The 18,048-nt window shown below is 43.7% G+C and carries 16 protein-coding genes; 2 read left to right on the plus strand and 14 right to left on the minus strand.

The genetic code is table 11. The annotated features are described in order from the left end of the window. Positions 1 to 13: 13 nt before the first annotated feature. From FTX54_RS15015 to FTX54_RS15050, 8 genes are read right to left on the minus strand one after another with little or no spacing between them, the layout of a single operon-like run. Positions 14 to 862: an SDR family oxidoreductase gene (locus FTX54_RS15015; protein ID WP_147803650.1), complete on the minus strand. Its 849-nt coding sequence runs from the start codon at positions 860 to 862 to the stop codon at positions 14 to 16. 1 nt (position 863) lies between these two features. Next, positions 864 to 1,901: a mannonate dehydratase gene (uxuA, locus tag FTX54_RS15020; RefSeq protein WP_147803649.1), complete on the minus strand. Its 1,038-nt coding sequence runs from the start codon at positions 1,899 to 1,901 to the stop codon at positions 864 to 866. Next, entirely contained in the window at positions 1,867 to 3,324 is a 1,458-nt protein-coding gene (gene uxaC, locus FTX54_RS15025) for a glucuronate isomerase (RefSeq protein WP_147803648.1), read from the minus strand. The genes uxuA and uxaC overlap by 35 nt, the downstream gene beginning before the upstream one ends. Continuing rightward, complete coding sequence (locus FTX54_RS15030; RefSeq protein ID WP_147803647.1) at positions 3,318 to 5,720, minus strand: glycoside hydrolase family 31 protein; 2,403 nt, start codon at positions 5,718 to 5,720, stop codon at positions 3,318 to 3,320. Before FTX54_RS15030 ends, uxaC begins: the two co-directional genes overlap by 7 nt. 15 nt (positions 5,721 to 5,735) lie before the next feature. Then, positions 5,736 to 7,034, minus strand: a complete 1,299-nt coding sequence (locus FTX54_RS15035; protein ID WP_422387439.1) for a TRAP transporter large permease — start codon at positions 7,032 to 7,034, stop codon at positions 5,736 to 5,738. Positions 7,035 to 7,042: 8 nt separating this feature from the next. Then, complete coding sequence (locus tag FTX54_RS15040) at positions 7,043 to 7,561, minus strand: TRAP transporter small permease (RefSeq protein WP_147803645.1); 519 nt, start codon at positions 7,559 to 7,561, stop codon at positions 7,043 to 7,045. 6 nt (positions 7,562 to 7,567) lie between these two features. After that, on the minus strand, positions 7,568 to 9,355 hold the full coding sequence (uidA, locus tag FTX54_RS15045; protein WP_147803644.1) for a beta-glucuronidase: 1,788 nt from the start codon (positions 9,353 to 9,355) through the stop codon (positions 7,568 to 7,570). Positions 9,356 to 9,412: 57 nt separating this feature from the next. Next, positions 9,413 to 10,498, minus strand: coding sequence for a TRAP transporter substrate-binding protein (locus FTX54_RS15050; RefSeq protein WP_147803643.1), 1,086 nt, complete (start codon positions 10,496 to 10,498; stop codon positions 9,413 to 9,415). A 226-nt stretch (positions 10,499 to 10,724) separates the two neighbouring features. Here FTX54_RS15050 and FTX54_RS15055 point away from each other — a divergent pair, with 226 nt between their 5' ends. Beyond that, complete coding sequence (locus tag FTX54_RS15055; protein WP_147803642.1) at positions 10,725 to 11,906, plus strand: ROK family transcriptional regulator; 1,182 nt, start codon at positions 10,725 to 10,727, stop codon at positions 11,904 to 11,906. A gap of 395 nt (positions 11,907 to 12,301) precedes the next feature. Continuing rightward, the gene (locus tag FTX54_RS15060) at positions 12,302 to 13,372 is read left to right on the plus strand and encodes a tartrate dehydrogenase (protein ID WP_147803808.1); all 1,071 of its coding nucleotides are present in this window, start codon (positions 12,302 to 12,304) and stop codon (positions 13,370 to 13,372) included. A 192-nt stretch (positions 13,373 to 13,564) separates the two neighbouring features. Here the strand turns inward: FTX54_RS15060 and FTX54_RS15065 are convergent, their stop codons facing one another. Genes FTX54_RS15065 through FTX54_RS15090 form a run of 6 tightly spaced genes read right to left on the minus strand, consistent with a single transcriptional unit; the run spans position 13,565 to position 18,039 of the window. Continuing rightward, complete coding sequence (locus FTX54_RS15065) at positions 13,565 to 14,539, minus strand: quinone oxidoreductase family protein (protein WP_147803641.1); 975 nt, start codon at positions 14,537 to 14,539, stop codon at positions 13,565 to 13,567. Next, entirely contained in the window at positions 14,536 to 15,102 is a 567-nt protein-coding gene (locus FTX54_RS15070; protein WP_338485882.1) for a DJ-1/PfpI family protein, read from the minus strand. Before FTX54_RS15070 ends, FTX54_RS15065 begins: the two co-directional genes overlap by 4 nt. Continuing rightward, the gene (locus tag FTX54_RS15075; RefSeq protein WP_147803639.1) at positions 15,096 to 15,866 is read right to left on the minus strand and encodes an N-acyl homoserine lactonase family protein; all 771 of its coding nucleotides are present in this window, start codon (positions 15,864 to 15,866) and stop codon (positions 15,096 to 15,098) included. Before FTX54_RS15075 ends, FTX54_RS15070 begins: the two co-directional genes overlap by 7 nt. Then, complete coding sequence (locus FTX54_RS15080) at positions 15,866 to 16,834, minus strand: aldo/keto reductase (RefSeq protein WP_147803638.1); 969 nt, start codon at positions 16,832 to 16,834, stop codon at positions 15,866 to 15,868. The genes FTX54_RS15075 and FTX54_RS15080 overlap by 1 nt, the downstream gene beginning before the upstream one ends. Positions 16,835 to 16,837: 3 nt before the next feature. Next, positions 16,838 to 17,665: an alpha/beta fold hydrolase gene (locus tag FTX54_RS15085; protein WP_147803637.1), complete on the minus strand. Its 828-nt coding sequence runs from the start codon at positions 17,663 to 17,665 to the stop codon at positions 16,838 to 16,840. After that, positions 17,662 to 18,039: a hypothetical protein gene (locus FTX54_RS15090; RefSeq protein ID WP_147803636.1), complete on the minus strand. Its 378-nt coding sequence runs from the start codon at positions 18,037 to 18,039 to the stop codon at positions 17,662 to 17,664. The genes FTX54_RS15085 and FTX54_RS15090 overlap by 4 nt, the downstream gene beginning before the upstream one ends. Between the last annotated feature and the right edge of the window lie 9 nt (positions 18,040 to 18,048).

The raw sequence follows: 18,048 nt of genomic DNA on the forward strand, positions 1-18,048 counted from the left end.
TTTCGTTTCCCTCCTATACTCCTGAATATGCTGAAAAACCACCATCGACAGGTATAATGACTCCATTTACAAAACCGGAAGCTTTTTTGGAACAAAGCCACAGCAAGGTTCCTGTTAAATCTTCAGGCTCTCCAAAGCGTGCTTCCGGAGTTTGATTAATAATTTTATTTGCACGTTCGGTATACGTTCCATCTTCATTTAATAATAGACTTCGATTCTGATCTGTCAGGAAAAAACCTGGAGAAATCGCGTTAGCCCTCACACCCACCGGGGCAAAATGAACAGCCAGCCACTGTGTCAGATTACTGACTGCTGCCTTGGCCCCGCTGTATGCAGGAATTTTAGTGAGCGGTCTGTCAGCGTTCATCGATGAAATATTGATAATCGACCCTTTATTTTTGATAAGATCCTGCCCAAATACCTGTGTCGGGAGAAGAGTCCCAGTAAAATTCAGCTGGAATAATTCATTCACAGCATTTTCTTCCAGGTCGAAAAAACTCTGAACATCCTTTTTTTCCAAATCTCCGTCTTCGAACCTCTCTTTTGAAGTAGAGGCCTTCGGATGATTTCCGCCGGCACCATTGATTAAAATAGTGCAGGCTCCCAGGTTCTCTGCAATTGTCTCTCTTACAGCTTCGAGCTGATTTTTATTTAATACATCTGCACCGAAGCCCAGACACCGTTTCTGTTGAGGATCAATTTCGGCTGCTTTGGCCTCTGCCTTCTCCGCTTTTCTTCCTATAATAGCTACTTGGGCACCAGCTTGAAAGAGCGCTTCAGCCATAGAAGTTCCAAGAACTCCGCTTCCCCCGGTGATGACGACTGTTTCGCCCTCTAAAGACATTGTTAGCTGCTCTGGCATTTTATCTGCTCCCTTCCAACGTATGAATTATTCCATTAAGGTATTGAGCTCCCAGAGCCCGGTCGTAGAGACCATAACCAGGTCTGCCCTTTTCTCCCCAGATCATTCTTCCATGATCCGGTCGTACAGGCCCCGAAAAACCAGCTTCATGAAGCTTCCGAACAAGCTGAATCATATTTAATGATCCATGATTTTTAGAATGCGCTGTTTCCTGAAAAGAGCGGCCTTTTCCATACTTTATGTTCCGAAGGTGAACAAAATGTATGCGTCCAGCTGCCGTCTGAATAATAGTCTCTAAATCATTTTTTTCATCTGCCCCGTAGGAGCCGCTGCAAAAAGTGATGCCATTAGAAGGACTGTCTACTTCTGTTAGAATACGCTGAACAGCCTGCTTGCCTGTGACGACCCGGGGAAGGCCGAATATACTCCAGGGCGGATCATCAGGATGAATTGCCAGTTTAATATCTTCTTCTTCTGCTGTCGGCATGATTTCTTTCAAGAAGTAGATAAGATTCTCCATCAGCTGTTCCTCTGTAAGCTGACGGAAATCTTCCATTAATTTTTTTAAGTCTTCCGTTTGATAAGACAGATCCCAACCGGGAAGCGTCAATTCTCCAGATAAAGGGTCAATTGTTTCCAGCGTGTTTTCATCATACGCCAGAGAATTCGAACCATCCGGGAGAGAAGCATTTAACTCTGTGCGGGTCCAGTCAAATACCGGCATGAAATTGTAGCAGATAGTTTTAATTCCATTCGCACTTAAATGCTTCATTGTCTGTTTGTAGTTCTCGATCCATTTGTCCCTTGAGTCTTTTCCAAGCTTAATATCCTCATGGACGGGAACACTCTCCACGACGTTCCAGGTAAAACCTTCTTTTTCAATAGTGTTTTTTAAGTTATCAATTACTTCTTTTGACCAGACCTCTCCTGCTTCATAATCGTAGACGGCTGTGACAATCCCTTCTACATCAGGTATTTGTCGTATCTGGGACAATGTTACCGGATCACTTTTTCCGTACCATCGAAAACTCATTTCCATTTTTTTCACTTCCCCCCATTTTGTTTTTAATTTGAAAATAGTCCGCAGCATTCTCATAGCTGATTTTTTTCACGTAATCTTTAAGCAGCGTTTCGTCAGCGGGAGCTTTTCCTTCAAGCACCCATTTTCCAAATTCATTACACAAAATTCTTCGGAAAAAGTCATGCCGCGACATGGAAAGAATACTTCTGGAATCCGTCAGCATGCCAACAAAAGAATAAATCGAGCCTATTGATGAGAGGGTTCGCAAATGCTGCTGGATGCCATCAATATGATCGTTGAACCACCAGGCGCTCCCGACTTGAACTTTTCCTGCTGTTTCACTTGACTGGAAGCTTCCCGCTGCCGCTGCCAGTACAGGGTAATCGTTTGGATTTAACGAATACAGAATTGTTTTGGGAAGATTTCCTTCCGTGTTCAATTCATTCAGGAATTCATGGAGGGCAGTGGAAGACACCCCGTTCCGCATGGAGTCTCCGCCTGAGTCAGCTCCAATTTTCTGATGGATTACTGAATTGGTATTTCTTAACGGCCCAATATGGAACTGCATGACCCACCCTGCCTGTTTATATTCACCTGCCAGATAAGAAAGGATGAAATATCTGAAGCCATCCTGTTCTTCTAAAGTTAATGGTTCTCCTTCTTTTACTTTGTTAAAGAACAGTGAAGCTTTCTTTTCCGATATTTTTTTAGAAGGAATCTGAGCTAAACCATGGTCAGAAGCACGGCAGCCATGTTTTTTGAAATAGGCAATTCTATCTTTTAAAGCAGCAAGGAAGTCTTCCAATCTCTCTACCGTTTTTCCGGAAGCAGCTTCAAGCCTCTTTATCCATTCGTTAAATTCTGCAGGAGATTCTGTTTTCATCGCTATATCAGGTCTGAAAGAAGGTGCTGCAGTCAAAGCAGCTTCATCTTCTAACAACCGGTGATAATTTAAAGAGTCGGCAGGGTCATCAGTAGTTCCTAAAAAAACAACTTTTTCTTTCTCTAAGATTTTTTTGGTGGATAAGGAGCCGTCTTGAAGTTTTTGCTTACCCATCAAATAAATATCTTCTTTAGTTTGTCTATTTAACAAACGATCTTCACCAAAATAGCGGTACAATTCTAAATGAGTCCAGTGGTAAACCGGATTTCCAATCAGCTTAGACACCGTATCCGCCCAGGTTGAAAATTTTTCCCAATCGGAAGTATTTCCAGTAATATTCTTCTCCTCTACCCCACTGGCACGCATCGCACGCCATTTGTAATGATCCCCTTCCAGCCATATCTCCGTGAGGTTTTGATAGTGACGGTCTTTATAAATATCCTCCGGAGATAGATGGTTATGATAATCAATGATAGGCAGATGTTTCGCTGTTTCATGATAAAGCCGCTTCCCAATTTCATTCTGGAGCAGCCAATCTTCGTGTATATAAGTCAACACAGTTCCTCCTCCTTTAAAGTAACAACCGGTCCTTCCGCAAGGCTGTCGTTTATGAAAATTTTACGTTTTTCCCCAACTGGAAATGCAAACGTAATCGTCCGGTAAGGAAGTGGGAATTCTCCTTCTGCTCCGGTAGTTACCTGTATTTCCTTGTCTGATGATTTCATCGTAATTTTCCATTTACAATGGCCGCTTTCTGTTTTATAAGAAGTGGAATGGCCATCATCTTCAAATAATACCGCTGTAGATTCCTGCTCTTTTTTCGCAGGGAAACAATGAAGAGTCCGATTCTCCTCCATCTTATCAAATGTTATTTTTCCTTCATTACGTGGAATAACACTTCCAGCCTGGGCAAATAAAATGGGTTGATCCAGTGGAGCAGGTTCTTCATAACTGCCCGGACTGTAATACTCTCCGGTATAAAAATGGTACCATCCAGCATCGTTCTCAGGGAGGTAGCATTTGATGGAGCGGGCTCCTTCTTCTGTCACTGGATAAACAAGCAGATCGTTCCCCAGCATGTAACTGTCTGTATCTTTAAACGTATTTTCATCATTTTCAAATGAAAAGAAGGTCGGCTTTATTAAAGGTTCATATTTTTCCGATGCCAGATAAAGCAGGGAATACAAATATGGAATAAACCTGACGCGCTCTTTCATTAAAAAACGGACCGATTCTATAATATCTGGATACATCCATGGCACATTGACGGATTTATCTTCATTCCAGGAGTGAATAGTAAACCTTGGATGGAAAATTCCCTGCTGAATCCAACGCAGAAACAGTTCCCTCGAAGGAGCTTGGCCGGCAAAACCTCCTACGTCATGTCCGATGTTGTAAATACCCGAAATAGAAAGTCCCAAGCCTGTGCGCAGGTTATATTTTAATGATTCCCATGAAGTATAATTGTCCCCAGTCCAGGTTTGAGCGTACCGCTGCATGCCGGGTGCTCCTGAACGAGAAATTACATATGGTCTTTCCCCTGGATGGTATTCCGACTGAGCTTCGAAGGAAGCTTTCATCATCAGAAGCGGCTGTACCGGCCTGATGAGCGATAAAGGCAGCGGGTTCCCGAATCCATGGGCTATAACAGAAGGGTGCCACGCTTCGAATTCATTGTTATCATTCCAGGTAGAAGTTATACCTATACTCAATAATTGTTCCGTAACTTGGCTCTTCCACCATTGCTGTGTAGACGGATTCGTAAAATCCAGATAGGCTCCTTTTTCGTCCCAAAACTGGACGATTTCTTCTTCATTCGTCTCCTTATTTTTAAGAAACAACTCTTTTTCTTTTGCTTCTTGATATTTCGGATGATCAATGAGCATAGCTGGTTTTATGTTTGCACTAAAGCGAATTCCCGCCTCCTTAAATGATTCCACAAGTTTTTGAGGATCCGGAAACTTTTCTTTGTTCCAGTTGAATACATATCGCTTATCACCTATCGACGTATATCCGGAAGAAAGCTGAAAAGAATCGCACGGAATATCATATCGGCGGCAGTCGTCCAAAAATTGCTGCAGCTGCTCTTGTGCATTGTCCGCATCTGTATAAGTCATCGTAGATCCAGAATAGCCGAGGCTCCATTTTGGTCCAAAGAAAGTCTTTCCCGTCAGCCAACTAAACGTCTTTGTTATATCAGAGAGAGCTTCTCCTCCAATAAAGTAGTAATCAAGTTCTCCTCCTTCTGCCTGAAAAGAACGAAACAAACCGTGGTACTGGTCTAATTCTTTTCCCATATCAAAACTGCAGGTAGACGTATTATCATAAAACATTCCATAAACGTGATCCGGATTTTTCACCATGAAAAAGGGCACATGCTTATAGAGAGGATCTGTTTTAAGGGGATCATAGCCCATTGCATCCAAGTTCCTCATTTGCAGCTTTTCACCCTTCTTATTCAGCATTCCGGTTTTTTCACCAAAACCATAAAATGCTTCGTTTGGAGAACGTTCCATGTAATGCTGAATACCACTTCCTAATTTCCTGTCCCAGTTATAAGCCTGCGTATTCCGGTCTTTCGCAAGCATAGTCCATTCCTGCGTCTTCCTGCTGTACTCGTACCAGCTGAACAACCCATTATTTTTTGAAACGACCGCTTTTAATCCAGTGGTTTCAATACTGAAATTTTCATTATTATCTTTAACGGTAAATGCTGTCTTTGCAAAAGAGGACACATCCAACCGTTCCCTCCCGGCAGCCGGAATATCTTCCATCCCGGGAGCTGTCAGCCAGGTTTTGTCTAGCTGAAGCCCTTCTTCCGGAACAAAAATAACTCGAAATAATTTCTCACCAAGAACGTAAATTTTTACCGTATGATCTGATACCGGATTCTTAAATTGAACACCTTGACCAAACGATTCGATTTCAATGTATTCCGATGCAGATGGTTTCATTTTCTACTACCTCCTTTAGAGCAATCCTAATAGCTCTGGAATTATTAAACTGATCTGCGGGATGAACACTACCATCGCTAAAAGAATAATCAGTACAGTGAATATTTTTATAAGAGTCGGAATAACTGCTTCTATCGTGACTCCACCTACGCTGCACCCTACAAATAAAGCGCTGCCGACAGGAGGTGTCATAATACCGATAGCTAAATTGAAAACCATAATGATTCCAAAATGTACGGGATCCACCCCTATCGTAGTAACAATCGGCAGGAAGATGGGTGTGAATATCAAAATAGCAGGAGTTAAATCCATAAATGTGCCAATGACGAGCAGTGTAAACATAATAATTAACAGAATTACTATTTCATTCTGAGATACTCCTAAAATCGCATCACTTATTGCATTTGGAATTCTTGTCACAGCCATAGCCCATGACATGACGGAGGAAGCACCTACAAGAAATAAGACAATACCTGTCATTACTACTGTTTCTCTCATTATTTTAGGTACATCACTGAACTTAAGGCTTTTATATACAATCGCTAAGATCAAGGAGTAAAGGACAGCAACCGCAGCACCTTCTGTAGCTGTGAATATACCTCCTACGATTCCCCCAATAACTACCACGATCATAAAAAGACTCGGTACAGCCTGCAAAATAACGCTGAACTTTTCTCTTAGAGGAAGCGTAACCTGAGTTTTGTAATCTTCTTTTTTGGCTATTCTGTAAGCTACGAACATAACTCCAAGCCCCATTAAAATACCAGGCAGGTAGCCGGCCATAAATAATGCCGAAATAGAAGTTCCTCCGCTGACAAGAGAGTAAATAATTAACGCTCCACTTGGAGGTATCAACAGACCAATAGGGGAAGAAGCAATGTTTACAGCAGCTGAATAGGATTTTTTATAGCCTTCTTTTTCCTGCATGGGGGACATGACACTGCCAATCGCTGCTGCAGCTGCTACCGCTGACCCGGATATCGATCCAAAAAGCATATTACCAACTACATTCGTATGGGCAAGCGACCCTGGAAGACGGCCGGCGATAATTTTAGCTAAATTGACTAACCTTATGGCTATACCACCATTGTTCATAATGCTTCCGGACAGGATGAAAAAGATAACAGCAAGCAAAGCAAAACTATTTATCCCTCCAACGAAGTTCTGAGCGGCAGTAAATAAAATGGTATTTAATGGAAGTGTTAATATAACAGTTGATAAAGAGGCAATACCAATGCTGATAGATATTGGAACTCCTATTGCAAGCAGAAGAAAAAAGCTGCCGAATAATAGTAAAGCTCCCTGTACAGCTATATCCATGATTAGTGCTGCCCCCCTTCATCCAAATCCGTTCTATCCGGATCTTTTAATCCAATAATATTTTCAAATATGTTAATAACTTGATAAAAAATAATCAAGATACCCGAGATCGGCAGTATATAATAAATGTATCCCATTGGAATACCGAGGATTGGAGAAACTTGATTCATAGTAATGGAAGATATATCTAATCCTCCTACTACAAGTACCGCAAAAACGAATACAATGACTATGATGTCAATTAATAACTGAAGGGAAAAAGCGGGTCTTCCCCGCAGTTTATTTTTCAGAAAAATAATCGCTAACTGTTCCCGGCTGCCAAAAGCATAAGTAGCTCCGAGAAATGCCACCCAGATTAACATAAAACGAAGCAACTCCTCAGTAAAGGTACTTGGCATTCCAATGAATCTGCTGATCACCTGCCAGAGAGCCGAAATGACCAAAAGCACCGTTAATACTGAAGCTACTATCATGATGGATTGATTAATCGTGGTTTTTATTCTGGAAATAACATTTATCATACTGCTTCAGTCCTCCCTTTCCCTCCACCTGTCTTTAAGCTTGTATGCTGCCATTTTAGGCTGCCTTTGCCGGGTAAATATTCCTTTTTTATTACCATCTACTCTCACGATTCCCTGACCTGTCATAAAATCGGCAAAGTTCCAAACATGTTCCCCGATAATTTCCCGTCTCGTGTCAAATACTTCTGTATACATTTTCAAAAAATCCGCTTGGAATTCTTCTGAGAACATAGTGGCGGGAAGTTTATGAAGACCCTGTACAGTATCTACTCCGAACTCGGTAATCATTAAAGGTTTATCAAACGCTTTTTTCCAACGATCCAGCCATTCTATTAATTCTTTTTTTCCAATATTAAGGTCGCCTGCACTGGAGTACCAGCCGAAATAAGCGTTCAGTCCAATAACATCCACCATCTTGCTTACCTGGCATTTCTCAGGTTCAATCAACATCAGGTTCACGTTCATGACAGGTCTGGAATCAAGCTCCCGAACCTTATTAATAATCGGTTCAAAATACGCACCCGCTTTTTCTTCCATAGTTGAAGCCTCATTAGCAACACACCACATCACAACTGAAGGGTGGTTTCGATCCCTTCTTATTAACATTTCCATCTCTTTCATATGGTTTTTTTGGGATAAATCATTTATTTTATCTTCCTGAAATACCCCATCCAATTCTCCAATGGCAGGTACTGACTGACCGAGCATTCCTACTGCTCCAATTTCATCAATAATGAGAAATCCCTCTCTGTCGGCCATCTGCAGCCATTCTTCAGCGTAGGGATAATGGGAAGTACGAAAAGAGTTGGCTCCGCTCCATTTCATTAAAGCAAAGTCTTTTAACGCCAAGGCATCATCAAAAGCTTTACCTTTTATATCCATATCTTCATGCTTGCCAAAACCTTTTAAATACATTTTCTCTCCATTTAAATATAGTTCCCCTGATTTTATTTCTATAGATCTAATTCCTACCGGCAGCGAATATTTATCCCGGCTGTCAGAACTGCTTAACCAGACTTCAAGCTCGTATAAATAAGGATCTGCAGGCGACCATAATCGTGGATTATCCAAATGGAACTGCACAGAATTTTCAGGAAATTTCCGTTCTAATACTACTTTTCCTTCTTTGTCTTTCAATTGAATTTCCCACTTCACAGAATCAGCGGTTTTGACCCCGGATGGTGATAATGTTAAATCTATCCATCCCTTTCCTTCATCTAAATCCGTATTAAGTGAAACTTCTTCAATAAAAGTGTTTGGAGTAGTATAAAGATACACGCTGCGATGGAGGCCGGTATAATGATAAAAATCGTGCTGTGTTTTAAGGTGCTTTTTATTATCAGTTTCTGAAATGGTCCCCGGCGGCAGAGTCTGCCATGAAAGCTCATTATTTAATTTAATAGTGATGGTGTTCCAACGACCTGGTTTTATAAAATTACTAATATTGCAGTCTAAAGGAAGAAAGCCGGAGTGGTGTTCAAAAACATCGTTATTATTTATCCAAACTTTACTGTGATAGGCGGCTGCGCCAATTCTTAAATGCACCTGTTCCAATTCCCAGTCTTTAGAAATAAATACTTCTTTTTGATACCACATATCCCCGATGTAACTCTCTTCTTCAGGGTCAATCAACAGTTCATTTATGCTGCTCGGCACTGCCATATCAATACTTTTTGGAATCTTTTTACTGTACCATTCCTCTTTTTCACCTATAGAAGAATGATCGAAGCTGAACTGCCATAAACCGTCCAGACATTTTAGTTCTCTCGTTTCATTTTCAATTGGATATAACATTTTTCAACACCTCGAAAATGGGAAAGGCTGCATTATAATCAATGCAGCCTAAAAATTTTAACGCAGCTCTTCAAACGCATCCATCAATTCTGCAATGTTTTCATCCTGGCGGTATTCCTCGTGCATCGGTTCAACTGCTTCTCTGAAAGGTTCTTTGTCCGGGTAGTGGAATTCTACTCCCATTTCTTCTTCAGCTTCTACCATAGCTTCATCTACAGCTTCCGCCCATAGTTCGATTTGATATTCTGTAGATTCTTCAGAAGCTGTATTCATAATCTCCTGCTGTTCATCAGTCAATTCGTTCCAGGCATCTGCACTTACCACTAATAGATCCGGAATGCGTGCATGCTCGTCAAATGAAAATGCTTTAGCAACTTCTCCATGATTACCATTCGTCAGGGCCGTAGGATTACTTTCTGCACCATCGACAACCCCTTGTTGTAACCCAGTATAAATTTCGTTGTAAGGCATAGGAGTAGGTGCTCCCCCGAGTGCTTCCATCATATCGATTTGAGTTTGACTATCCATTACCCGCATCCTCATTCCCTCAAGATCATCAGGATGTTCAATAGGCGTATCTTGGGTATAAAAACTTCTTGCCCCTGAGTCATACCACGTCAAACCAATAAAGCCCTGCTCTTCTGTTTCTTCAAATAAATTTTGAGTTGTTTCGGAATTCATTGCTTCAAAAAAGTGCTCTTCATCTTCGAACACATAAGGAAGGCTGAACACAGCATATTGAGATGCGAAACCTTCCAGAGCAGACGCGCTTACTTTCGTTAAATCAACTCCGCCTCCCTGTACTTGTTCCAGAACTTCCCTTTCATCACCTAAAACAGCATTTGGGTAAATATCTATTTCCATCGTTCCGTCTGATTCTTCATCAACGACTTCTGCAAACCTTTCCAAACCTAAATGGACTGGATGATCTTCCGCAAGGTTATGACCGAGCTGCAACGTTACTGCTTCCCCTGAAGCCTCTGCAGAATCATTCTCATCATTCCCTCCACTTTCATCGCCTGATGATGCTTCATTATTACCGGACTCATTACTTGAACCATTGCCGGAGTCACTTTCTCCTTCATTCCCGCACGCACTTACCACCAAAAGAGTACCCAGCATTAAACCTAGAGATTTTTTCATTTTTATTCTCCTCCCTTAATTGAAAACCCTTACAAAAAAACAGTGATTTTTAATTTGTTTACCAATCAAATTAATTAATTATTACAATATCATGGCCTATTTTAATAATCAAGTCTTTTTTGAAAGCCCTTTCTTATTTTTTTATTCGTTTGCATATCTAACTTTTTTATGTTTAATCTATAAAGAATAGTATAGTATATTAATCTATCGAAGAAGGTGAAACGTAATGTTTAAAGGAGATGCCTCCTATATAAAAAACATGAACCGGAAAATTATCTTAGAAACATTAATTCAAGAAAAACAAGCATCAAGAAGTGAGCTGGCAAGAAAAACAGGATTAAATAAAGCGACTATTTCAGTCCAGATACAGGATTTATTAGATGAACAGCTTATAATTGAGCGGGCCCAGGAAACTGCTACTTCCGTTGGACGAAAGCCCATCATTTTAGAGCTTAATCATTCTGCCGGCTTTACAATCGGCCTTGATATTGATGAAAACTTTTTATCAATCATACTTATGAACTTACAGGGGGATTTTTTGTATGAAGCAGGGGAAATTCTTTCAGGGAATAAACCTGCTGAAGTAATGAATGAGGTCGCCGGAATAATCGAACCGATCATTAAAAATTTCGCGGATAAATATAAACCGTTGGGACTTCTCGGTATTGGCATCGGTATACACGGCATTGTTAATAACGAAGGAATGATTGTCTTTACTCCAAAGCAGCAGTGGTCAAATATATCCTGTGAACAGTTTTTTCAGTCAAAATTTCAATGCCCTGTTTATGTGAATAATAACGCTAACTTCAGCGTATTTGCTGAACAGCTTTATGACGGAAATACCTCGGATCTGTTCTGTCTTTCCATCTCTTCAGGTATTGGTTTGGGTATCATGAAAGACAAACAAATTTATCGCGGCTATGGAGGCTTTGCCGGAGAAATAGGACATATGATTATTGAAAGCAACGGATTGAAATGTCCCTGCGGAAACAATGGCTGTCTGGAACTTTATGCTTCTGAAAAAGCTATATTAAAAAAGTTGGATAACCTGTTTCCAAATGCTTCGGAGGAGGAAAAAATAAAATCTTTATTATCAAATGAAAATAGTATGCTGGACTATTTCATTCATTACGTTTCCATTGGATTAAACAATGTTATTAACATATTCAATCCCGAGAAATTAATTATTAATAGTTCCATTCTCAGTCAAGACGACAATTTAATACCTGAACTGGAAAAGAAGCTGCAATCTCGTTTCAACCATTATAAAGACATACGTATATCAAAATTAGGAAAAAAGGCTTGCCCTATTGGAGCCGCAGCCTATGCTTTAAGGGGATCTTTAAAGGTGGAAAGTTTTCACTTCGTGAATTTAAAGGCTCTTCCTCACAAAGCGGACTCCAAGTGATTTATAAACGGCCTAATACACAGGTTCCGGCCGACATAGCACGACCCGCTCCGGCATCGTTTTTGACGAAAAGCGATCCCGGAAGGCCGATGAGCAGCTCCGCTTTGAAGTATTTAAGCTGAAAAGAGTGAAAGAAGCAGGACAATCCTCCTCAGAGAATTGTCCTGCTTTTGTTTTTATACAGTCGCGAGGCTTACAGATCGCTTTGTAAAGACTATGCTTTCTCACCTCGAAAAGAAAGCTGGTCCGATAGCATAAGTCCCCTCAAGTATCCCTTCTAAATTTTCCTTCTTCCATAATGTAAGCGCTTTTTATGATAAACTTTTCAACAGAACTTCTACTACATAATCCATTTACTGAAAATTTTATATGAGGATAAAGGAGCGTGATCGGTGTTGGGAAAAGTATTTCATATCGCAAGTATTCCCGGTGACGGGATCGGGCCGGAAGTAGTCAAAGAAGGGTTTAAAGTACTGCAGGAAATTGAGGATCAGGACGGGTCTTTCCGGTTTGAATCCAGGGAATTTCCGTGGGGCTGCGAATATTATCATAAGTACGGCAAAATGATGGACGACGACGGAATAACTCAGCTGAAAACGTTTGATGCTATTTACCTTGGAGCCGTTGGCTATCCCGGAGTGCCGGATCATATTTCCCTGTGGGATCTTCTGTTGAAAATCAGAAAATCGTTCGATCAATACGTGAATATCCGCCCGATTAAGCTGTTGGAAGGTGCGGAATCTCCGCTCCTTCCCGCCTATCATGATATCGATATGCTTGTGATCCGGGAAAACAGCGAAGGCGAATACGCCGGTGCGGGAGACCGGCTGTTCCAGGGCACACCGGATGAAGTCGCGCTCCAGACGGGGGTCTTTTCCAGAAAAGGGACCGAGCGCATTATCCGCTACGCTTTTGAAGAAGCCAACGCATCCGGAAAATCTGTGACGAGCATCAGTAAAGGCAATGCGTTAAATTATTCGATGGTTTTCTGGGATGAAGTATTTCAAGAAGTGAGTGAAGAATACCCTCACATCAACACCTATTCCTACCTCGTTGATGCCGCCAGCATGTTTTTCGTGACCGACCCTTCCCGCTTTGAAGTCGTCGTCACGTCCAATTTATTCGGGGATATTTTAACCGACTTAGGCGCCGGACTCACGGGAGGTCTTGGACTTGCTGCAGGGGCCAACATCAACCCGACGAGAGAGTACCCGTCGATGTTCGAACCGATTCACGGATCCGCTCCCGACATCGCCGGGAAGCAGAAAGCGAACCCGCTTGCAGCGATCTGGTCGGTCAGTCAAATGCTCGACTTCTTCGGAGAAGAGGAATGGGGAACAAAAGTATTGAAAGCGGTGGAAAAAACAATGACCGACGGCGATGTCCTAACCCCTGATATGGGAGGCACCGCAACGACGGCAGAAGTCGGAACGAAGGTTGTCGAGTGTCTCAAGCAGATGAAATAGCGTCCTTCGCTGAAAAAAGCTGCACACCATAAAAAGGGACTCCGATACTGGTTCGGAGTCCTTTTTTGCCATGTCTGCTATTATCCCACTACAGTATTTATTCCTTTCCCGGCGGATCGATTTAAACCAAAGGCAGCATTCCCGAAATTCCCGCGGCTGCCACGTTATTCGCAAACTCGCTCCAGCAAATCTTCACCTTTCCATATCTATCAGTATTTTTCCAACGATTTTTCCACTTTCCATTTCTTCGTGAGCCTCCGGGATTGCGTCCAGCGGCTTGATAGCATGAATAGGGAAAGTCAGTTTTTTCTCTGCAATCATCGGTATAACAAAGTCAGCAGCCGCTTTCGCTCGATGCGGCTGCTGCACCCGTGTCGTACCGAAGCTGAAACCTAAGACAGAGCGGCAGGAGGCAACGAGATCGGGAGAGGAAATGTTCGCTGCGGAACCGCTGAGATTGCCGAAAATCGCCATTCTGCCGTAACCGGCTGTGCACTGGAGGCTTTCTTCACTCGTAGCTCCTCCTACTCCGTCAATCACTACGTCCACGCCTCTGCCGTTTGTATGTTCCAAAACATCTTTATGAAAATCGTTTCTCGGGAGCACGTAATGAGCTCCTGCCTGATAGACAGCCTGGTGCTTTTCCGGGCTTCCACTGGTACCCAAAATGAGCTCGGCACCGCCTGCGGCAGCCATCTGTACAGCCGTTAAGCCCACTCCTCCTGCTGCAGAATGAATAAGAATGGACTCCCCCTGTTGAAACCTTGTTACTTCATGAAGGAGAAAGTAGGTGGTGAAAGAAACGATGGGGCAGGCAGCCGCCGCTTCATCGGAAATGTTGTCGGGGATCGGAAAAACGAGCGTTCCGGGTACATAAACCACTTCCGCATGGGCCCCTTGAAGCGGAAATGCAATGACCCGCTGCCCGGACTGCACGTGATCCACTCCGGGGCCTGTTTCTTCTACTACCCCCATACAGTCAATTCCTGTAACGAAAGGAGGGGTTTTCTTTCCGTGCTTGCCTGCCCGGGTTTTCACATCGGCAAAGTTCAGTCCCGCCATTTTTACGCGGACCGTCACCGCTCCTCTTCCGGGCTGTGGTGCTTCCATCTGCTGAATCTTTAGAACTTCCGCCGGTCCAAAGGAAGGAACTACAGCTGCTCTCATAGCAGATCACCTTCATAATCCATCTGTATTTTTATCGCCTCCGCGGCTTTTTCTCCTGCAAAACGCCGGCATAGATACAATCCCAGGTCAATCGAAGAGCTGACCCCGCGCGCCGTGACAATTTGACCTTCATCTACGACTCTCTCCGCGGAAGTATTGCAGTAAACTTTCAGCTGTGTCCTCGCATTCGGATGGGTGGTCGCTTTTCGATCAGTCAAATAACCCGCTCCTCCGAGAAGAAGGGACCCCGAACAGACAGAAGCGATAAGCGCTTTTGCATTCATCGTCTGCAGCCAGTCTTTAAAAGCAGGGTCCGACTGCAGCGTCCGGGTGGAAAATCCGCCCGGGATCAGAATCAGGTCATATTCAGCTAAAGAAGGCCGTACTTTATCCACCTGAACGGTCAATCCATTTGTATCCGCAGCATGTTCTGTAAAGCCGCAGATATCCCAGGTCAGATCTTCTTTAAATCCCATCGATTTCAGACGCGTGATGGGGTCATACATACCGACAAAGTCGAGCATCGTCACGCCGTCATATAAAACAAAGGCTGCTTTTATGATCCGTCACCTCCAAAACTTGCATGTTCCAGTACGCGAAAATCATGAGCCGGCAGCACTTCCGCCTCCAGCCGTTCCATTTTCTTAAATGTCCGGAAATAATCCTCCAGATTCCAGTGAATGCCCTGCGGAACATGCGGCATTTCTTTGTTTCCACTCCAGTTTTCATACACCCCGATGGTATCCCCTGCAATAAGGTATCGCCCGTTGGAGGTATCGACCAATACCCCCTGCAGGCCGGGAGTATGTCCCGGAAGGTGAATTAAATGTATGTCCGGAGTGAGTTCATAATCTCCCTGAATGCATCTCATCTGTCCGAAACTGCTCATCCACGGCGGATAAACTCCCGGAGACCCTGCTTCGTAGTACTTTCTTTGCGTCGGCAGAGGGACTACGGCTGCTTTTAATTCCTCTTCCTGCACGTAAAAGACGGCTTCAGGAAATAAGTCATTTCCATGTACGTGATCCCAATGAAGATGTGTATTAATGACAGTATCGATATCTTCCAGCCTCAGCTCGTGGTGCTGCAGCTGGCTCTCCAATGTCTGAGAGTCCGGTCTTTCAATGGGATGATGGTAGTAAGAGGCCCACTCTTCCGTTGGACACCCCGTATCTACCAGGATATTCTGGTCTGTTGTTTTGATCAGCCAGGATATCGCCGGTGTGCGGACTTTTCTTCCTGGCTCTGTCTGATACATGAGATTGGACATCTCCATCTTTTTAAACGTGCCCACGTGAAGGGGGAAAATTATCGGCTTCTCCCCCATTACCCCTGCACCTCGGATCGATCCGTGGCGATAGGCGGTTCGATAGAAAGCTTCCGCACTGCGTGATAGTCCTCATCTGTTAATGAGAACGACATAGCGTCGAGACTCGGCTGAAGCTGGTTGACATTTCTCGCTCCGATAATCGGTGCTGTCACAGCAGAATGCTTTGCTGCCCACGCCACAGCGAGCGTTGCCGGATGCCATTCTCTCTCCTTTGCAAAAGCGGAAAAAGAGCGTGCAATATCAAAGTACTCCGCATCCCGGTATCGTTTCGTATACAGTTCCTGCTCTTTCAAACGGCCGGTCTGTTTTTCATCCTCATATTTCCCCGTTAAAAGTCCTCCGCCGAGCGGGCTGTAGCTGATCACACCGAGGTTTTCTGCTTCTGCCATCGGAAACAGCTCTACTTCCGCCTGCCTTTTCACTAAATTGTACATCGGCTGAATGACGTCAAATGAAGCGAGGTTTTTTTGAGCGGAGATGCCAAGAGATTTGCTGATCTGCCAGGCGGCCCAGTTGCTGACACCGGTATGGAGGATTTTCCCCTGACGCTTTAAATAATCCAGCGTTTCCAGCGTTTCTTCGATGGGCGTGGCACTGTCCCAATTGTGAAGAAAGTAAATATCGATATAATCCGTCTTTAAACGATCCAGACTCTGATCCAGTGCACGAATCAGATGTTTTCGGGATAATCCGCGGTCGTTAGCGGCTTCTCCTGTCGGGTTGAATCCTTTTGTTGTTAAAACGAGATCTTCCCGTCTCCCCTGGATACATCCTCCAAGAATTTCTTCTGCCGTTCCTTTAGAGTAGGAGTCGGCACAGTCAAAAAAATTAATCCCATGGTCCAGTGCTGTATGAAACATGCGTTCTGATTCCACTTTGTCGGCGACGCCGCCAAATGACATCGTCCCGAAACAGAGCGGGGACACCCGCAGTCCGGTATTACCGAGCACACGATAATTGTCCATCGTTCATCCCTCCTTGAATTGGTTAAGTACAGGTTTAATGTAAGAGTAAAAAAGCGGGAAGTTCTCAGACATCGGAAAATGCCCTAATTGTTTCATAATGCAGATTTCCGCGCCTTTTATTTGGGCAGCTGTTTCTTCTGTCATTTCCGGCGTGCAGGAGTAGTCGTACTCTCCGGTAAAAAAGTAAATCGGACAGGCATTCGTATCAATATGGGCCAGTTTTTCGCGGGCGTCCCACTCTTCACTGTAAAAATAAATATCCCCATAGTAGATTCCCGGCGCACTCTGACTGTAAATCCACCATATATCTTTCCTGTCTTTCACGGGACTCTGGGGAGCCATCGTTCCATAGACGTTTTCCGCACACATTTCTCCCCCATGAATCTGGGGATGATACAAATAATCGTTCAGCCTGCCCGGTGTTTTTGCAGCTGATTCCAGCGGCAGAAAGGCCCGGAACATTTGAGGCTCACGGCAGGCAAGCTCCAGGAGAATACTCCCCCCCATAGAGCACCCCATCATAATCGGCTGTTTAACTCCTGCTGCCTTTAAGAACTGAAAAATGAGGTCGACGTAGTCGTTTGTCGTTAACAGATATTCTTCTTCCCACCATCCCTCCGGCGGCATGGAGCGTCCGTGACAGGGAAGGTCAAACGCAAGAACCTGAAAATGATCGGTTACTTCTGCCGTTTTCATTAACGGATGATACTGACGGCTGTCTGCTCCTGCTGTATGCAGGCAGACGAGCGGAATGCCGCTTCCAGCCGTTTCATAATAAACGTCCACACTTTTGTTTCGATACGTTAAGGAAACATAATGACCCGTAATCATGGAGAATCACACTCCCTTAAAACCTGGAATATCCGATTCAGTGAGCGTATGTGCTGCATCGCGATCATCCGGTTACCGGTCAACGCCGTACCTTCAACTTTCAACACAAAGGGAAGGAGGTGCTGAAAATTTGGCGGAGGCATCTTTTCCATGAACCTGCTCCATGCCAGCTCGTCCGTCTGGATCGTAAAATCCCATGAATCATTCCAGCCTTCTTCTTTTACGTGCAGCGAGGATGCTTCTACATGAAACAGACACGTTTCGTTTTCCACCTGAAGCGCAAATTGGTACTTTGCTCTGCGGCTGCTCTCGTAAAATTCAGGGTCCGCCTGCACGGTCTCTGCATACTGCTGAACACGTTCCTTCATCGTCATATACAATCA

Origin of the sequence: Alkalicoccus halolimnae (assembly GCF_008014775.2) — a bacterium.
Taxonomy (GTDB): domain Bacteria; phylum Bacillota; class Bacilli; order Bacillales; family Salisediminibacteriaceae; genus Alkalicoccus; species Alkalicoccus halolimnae.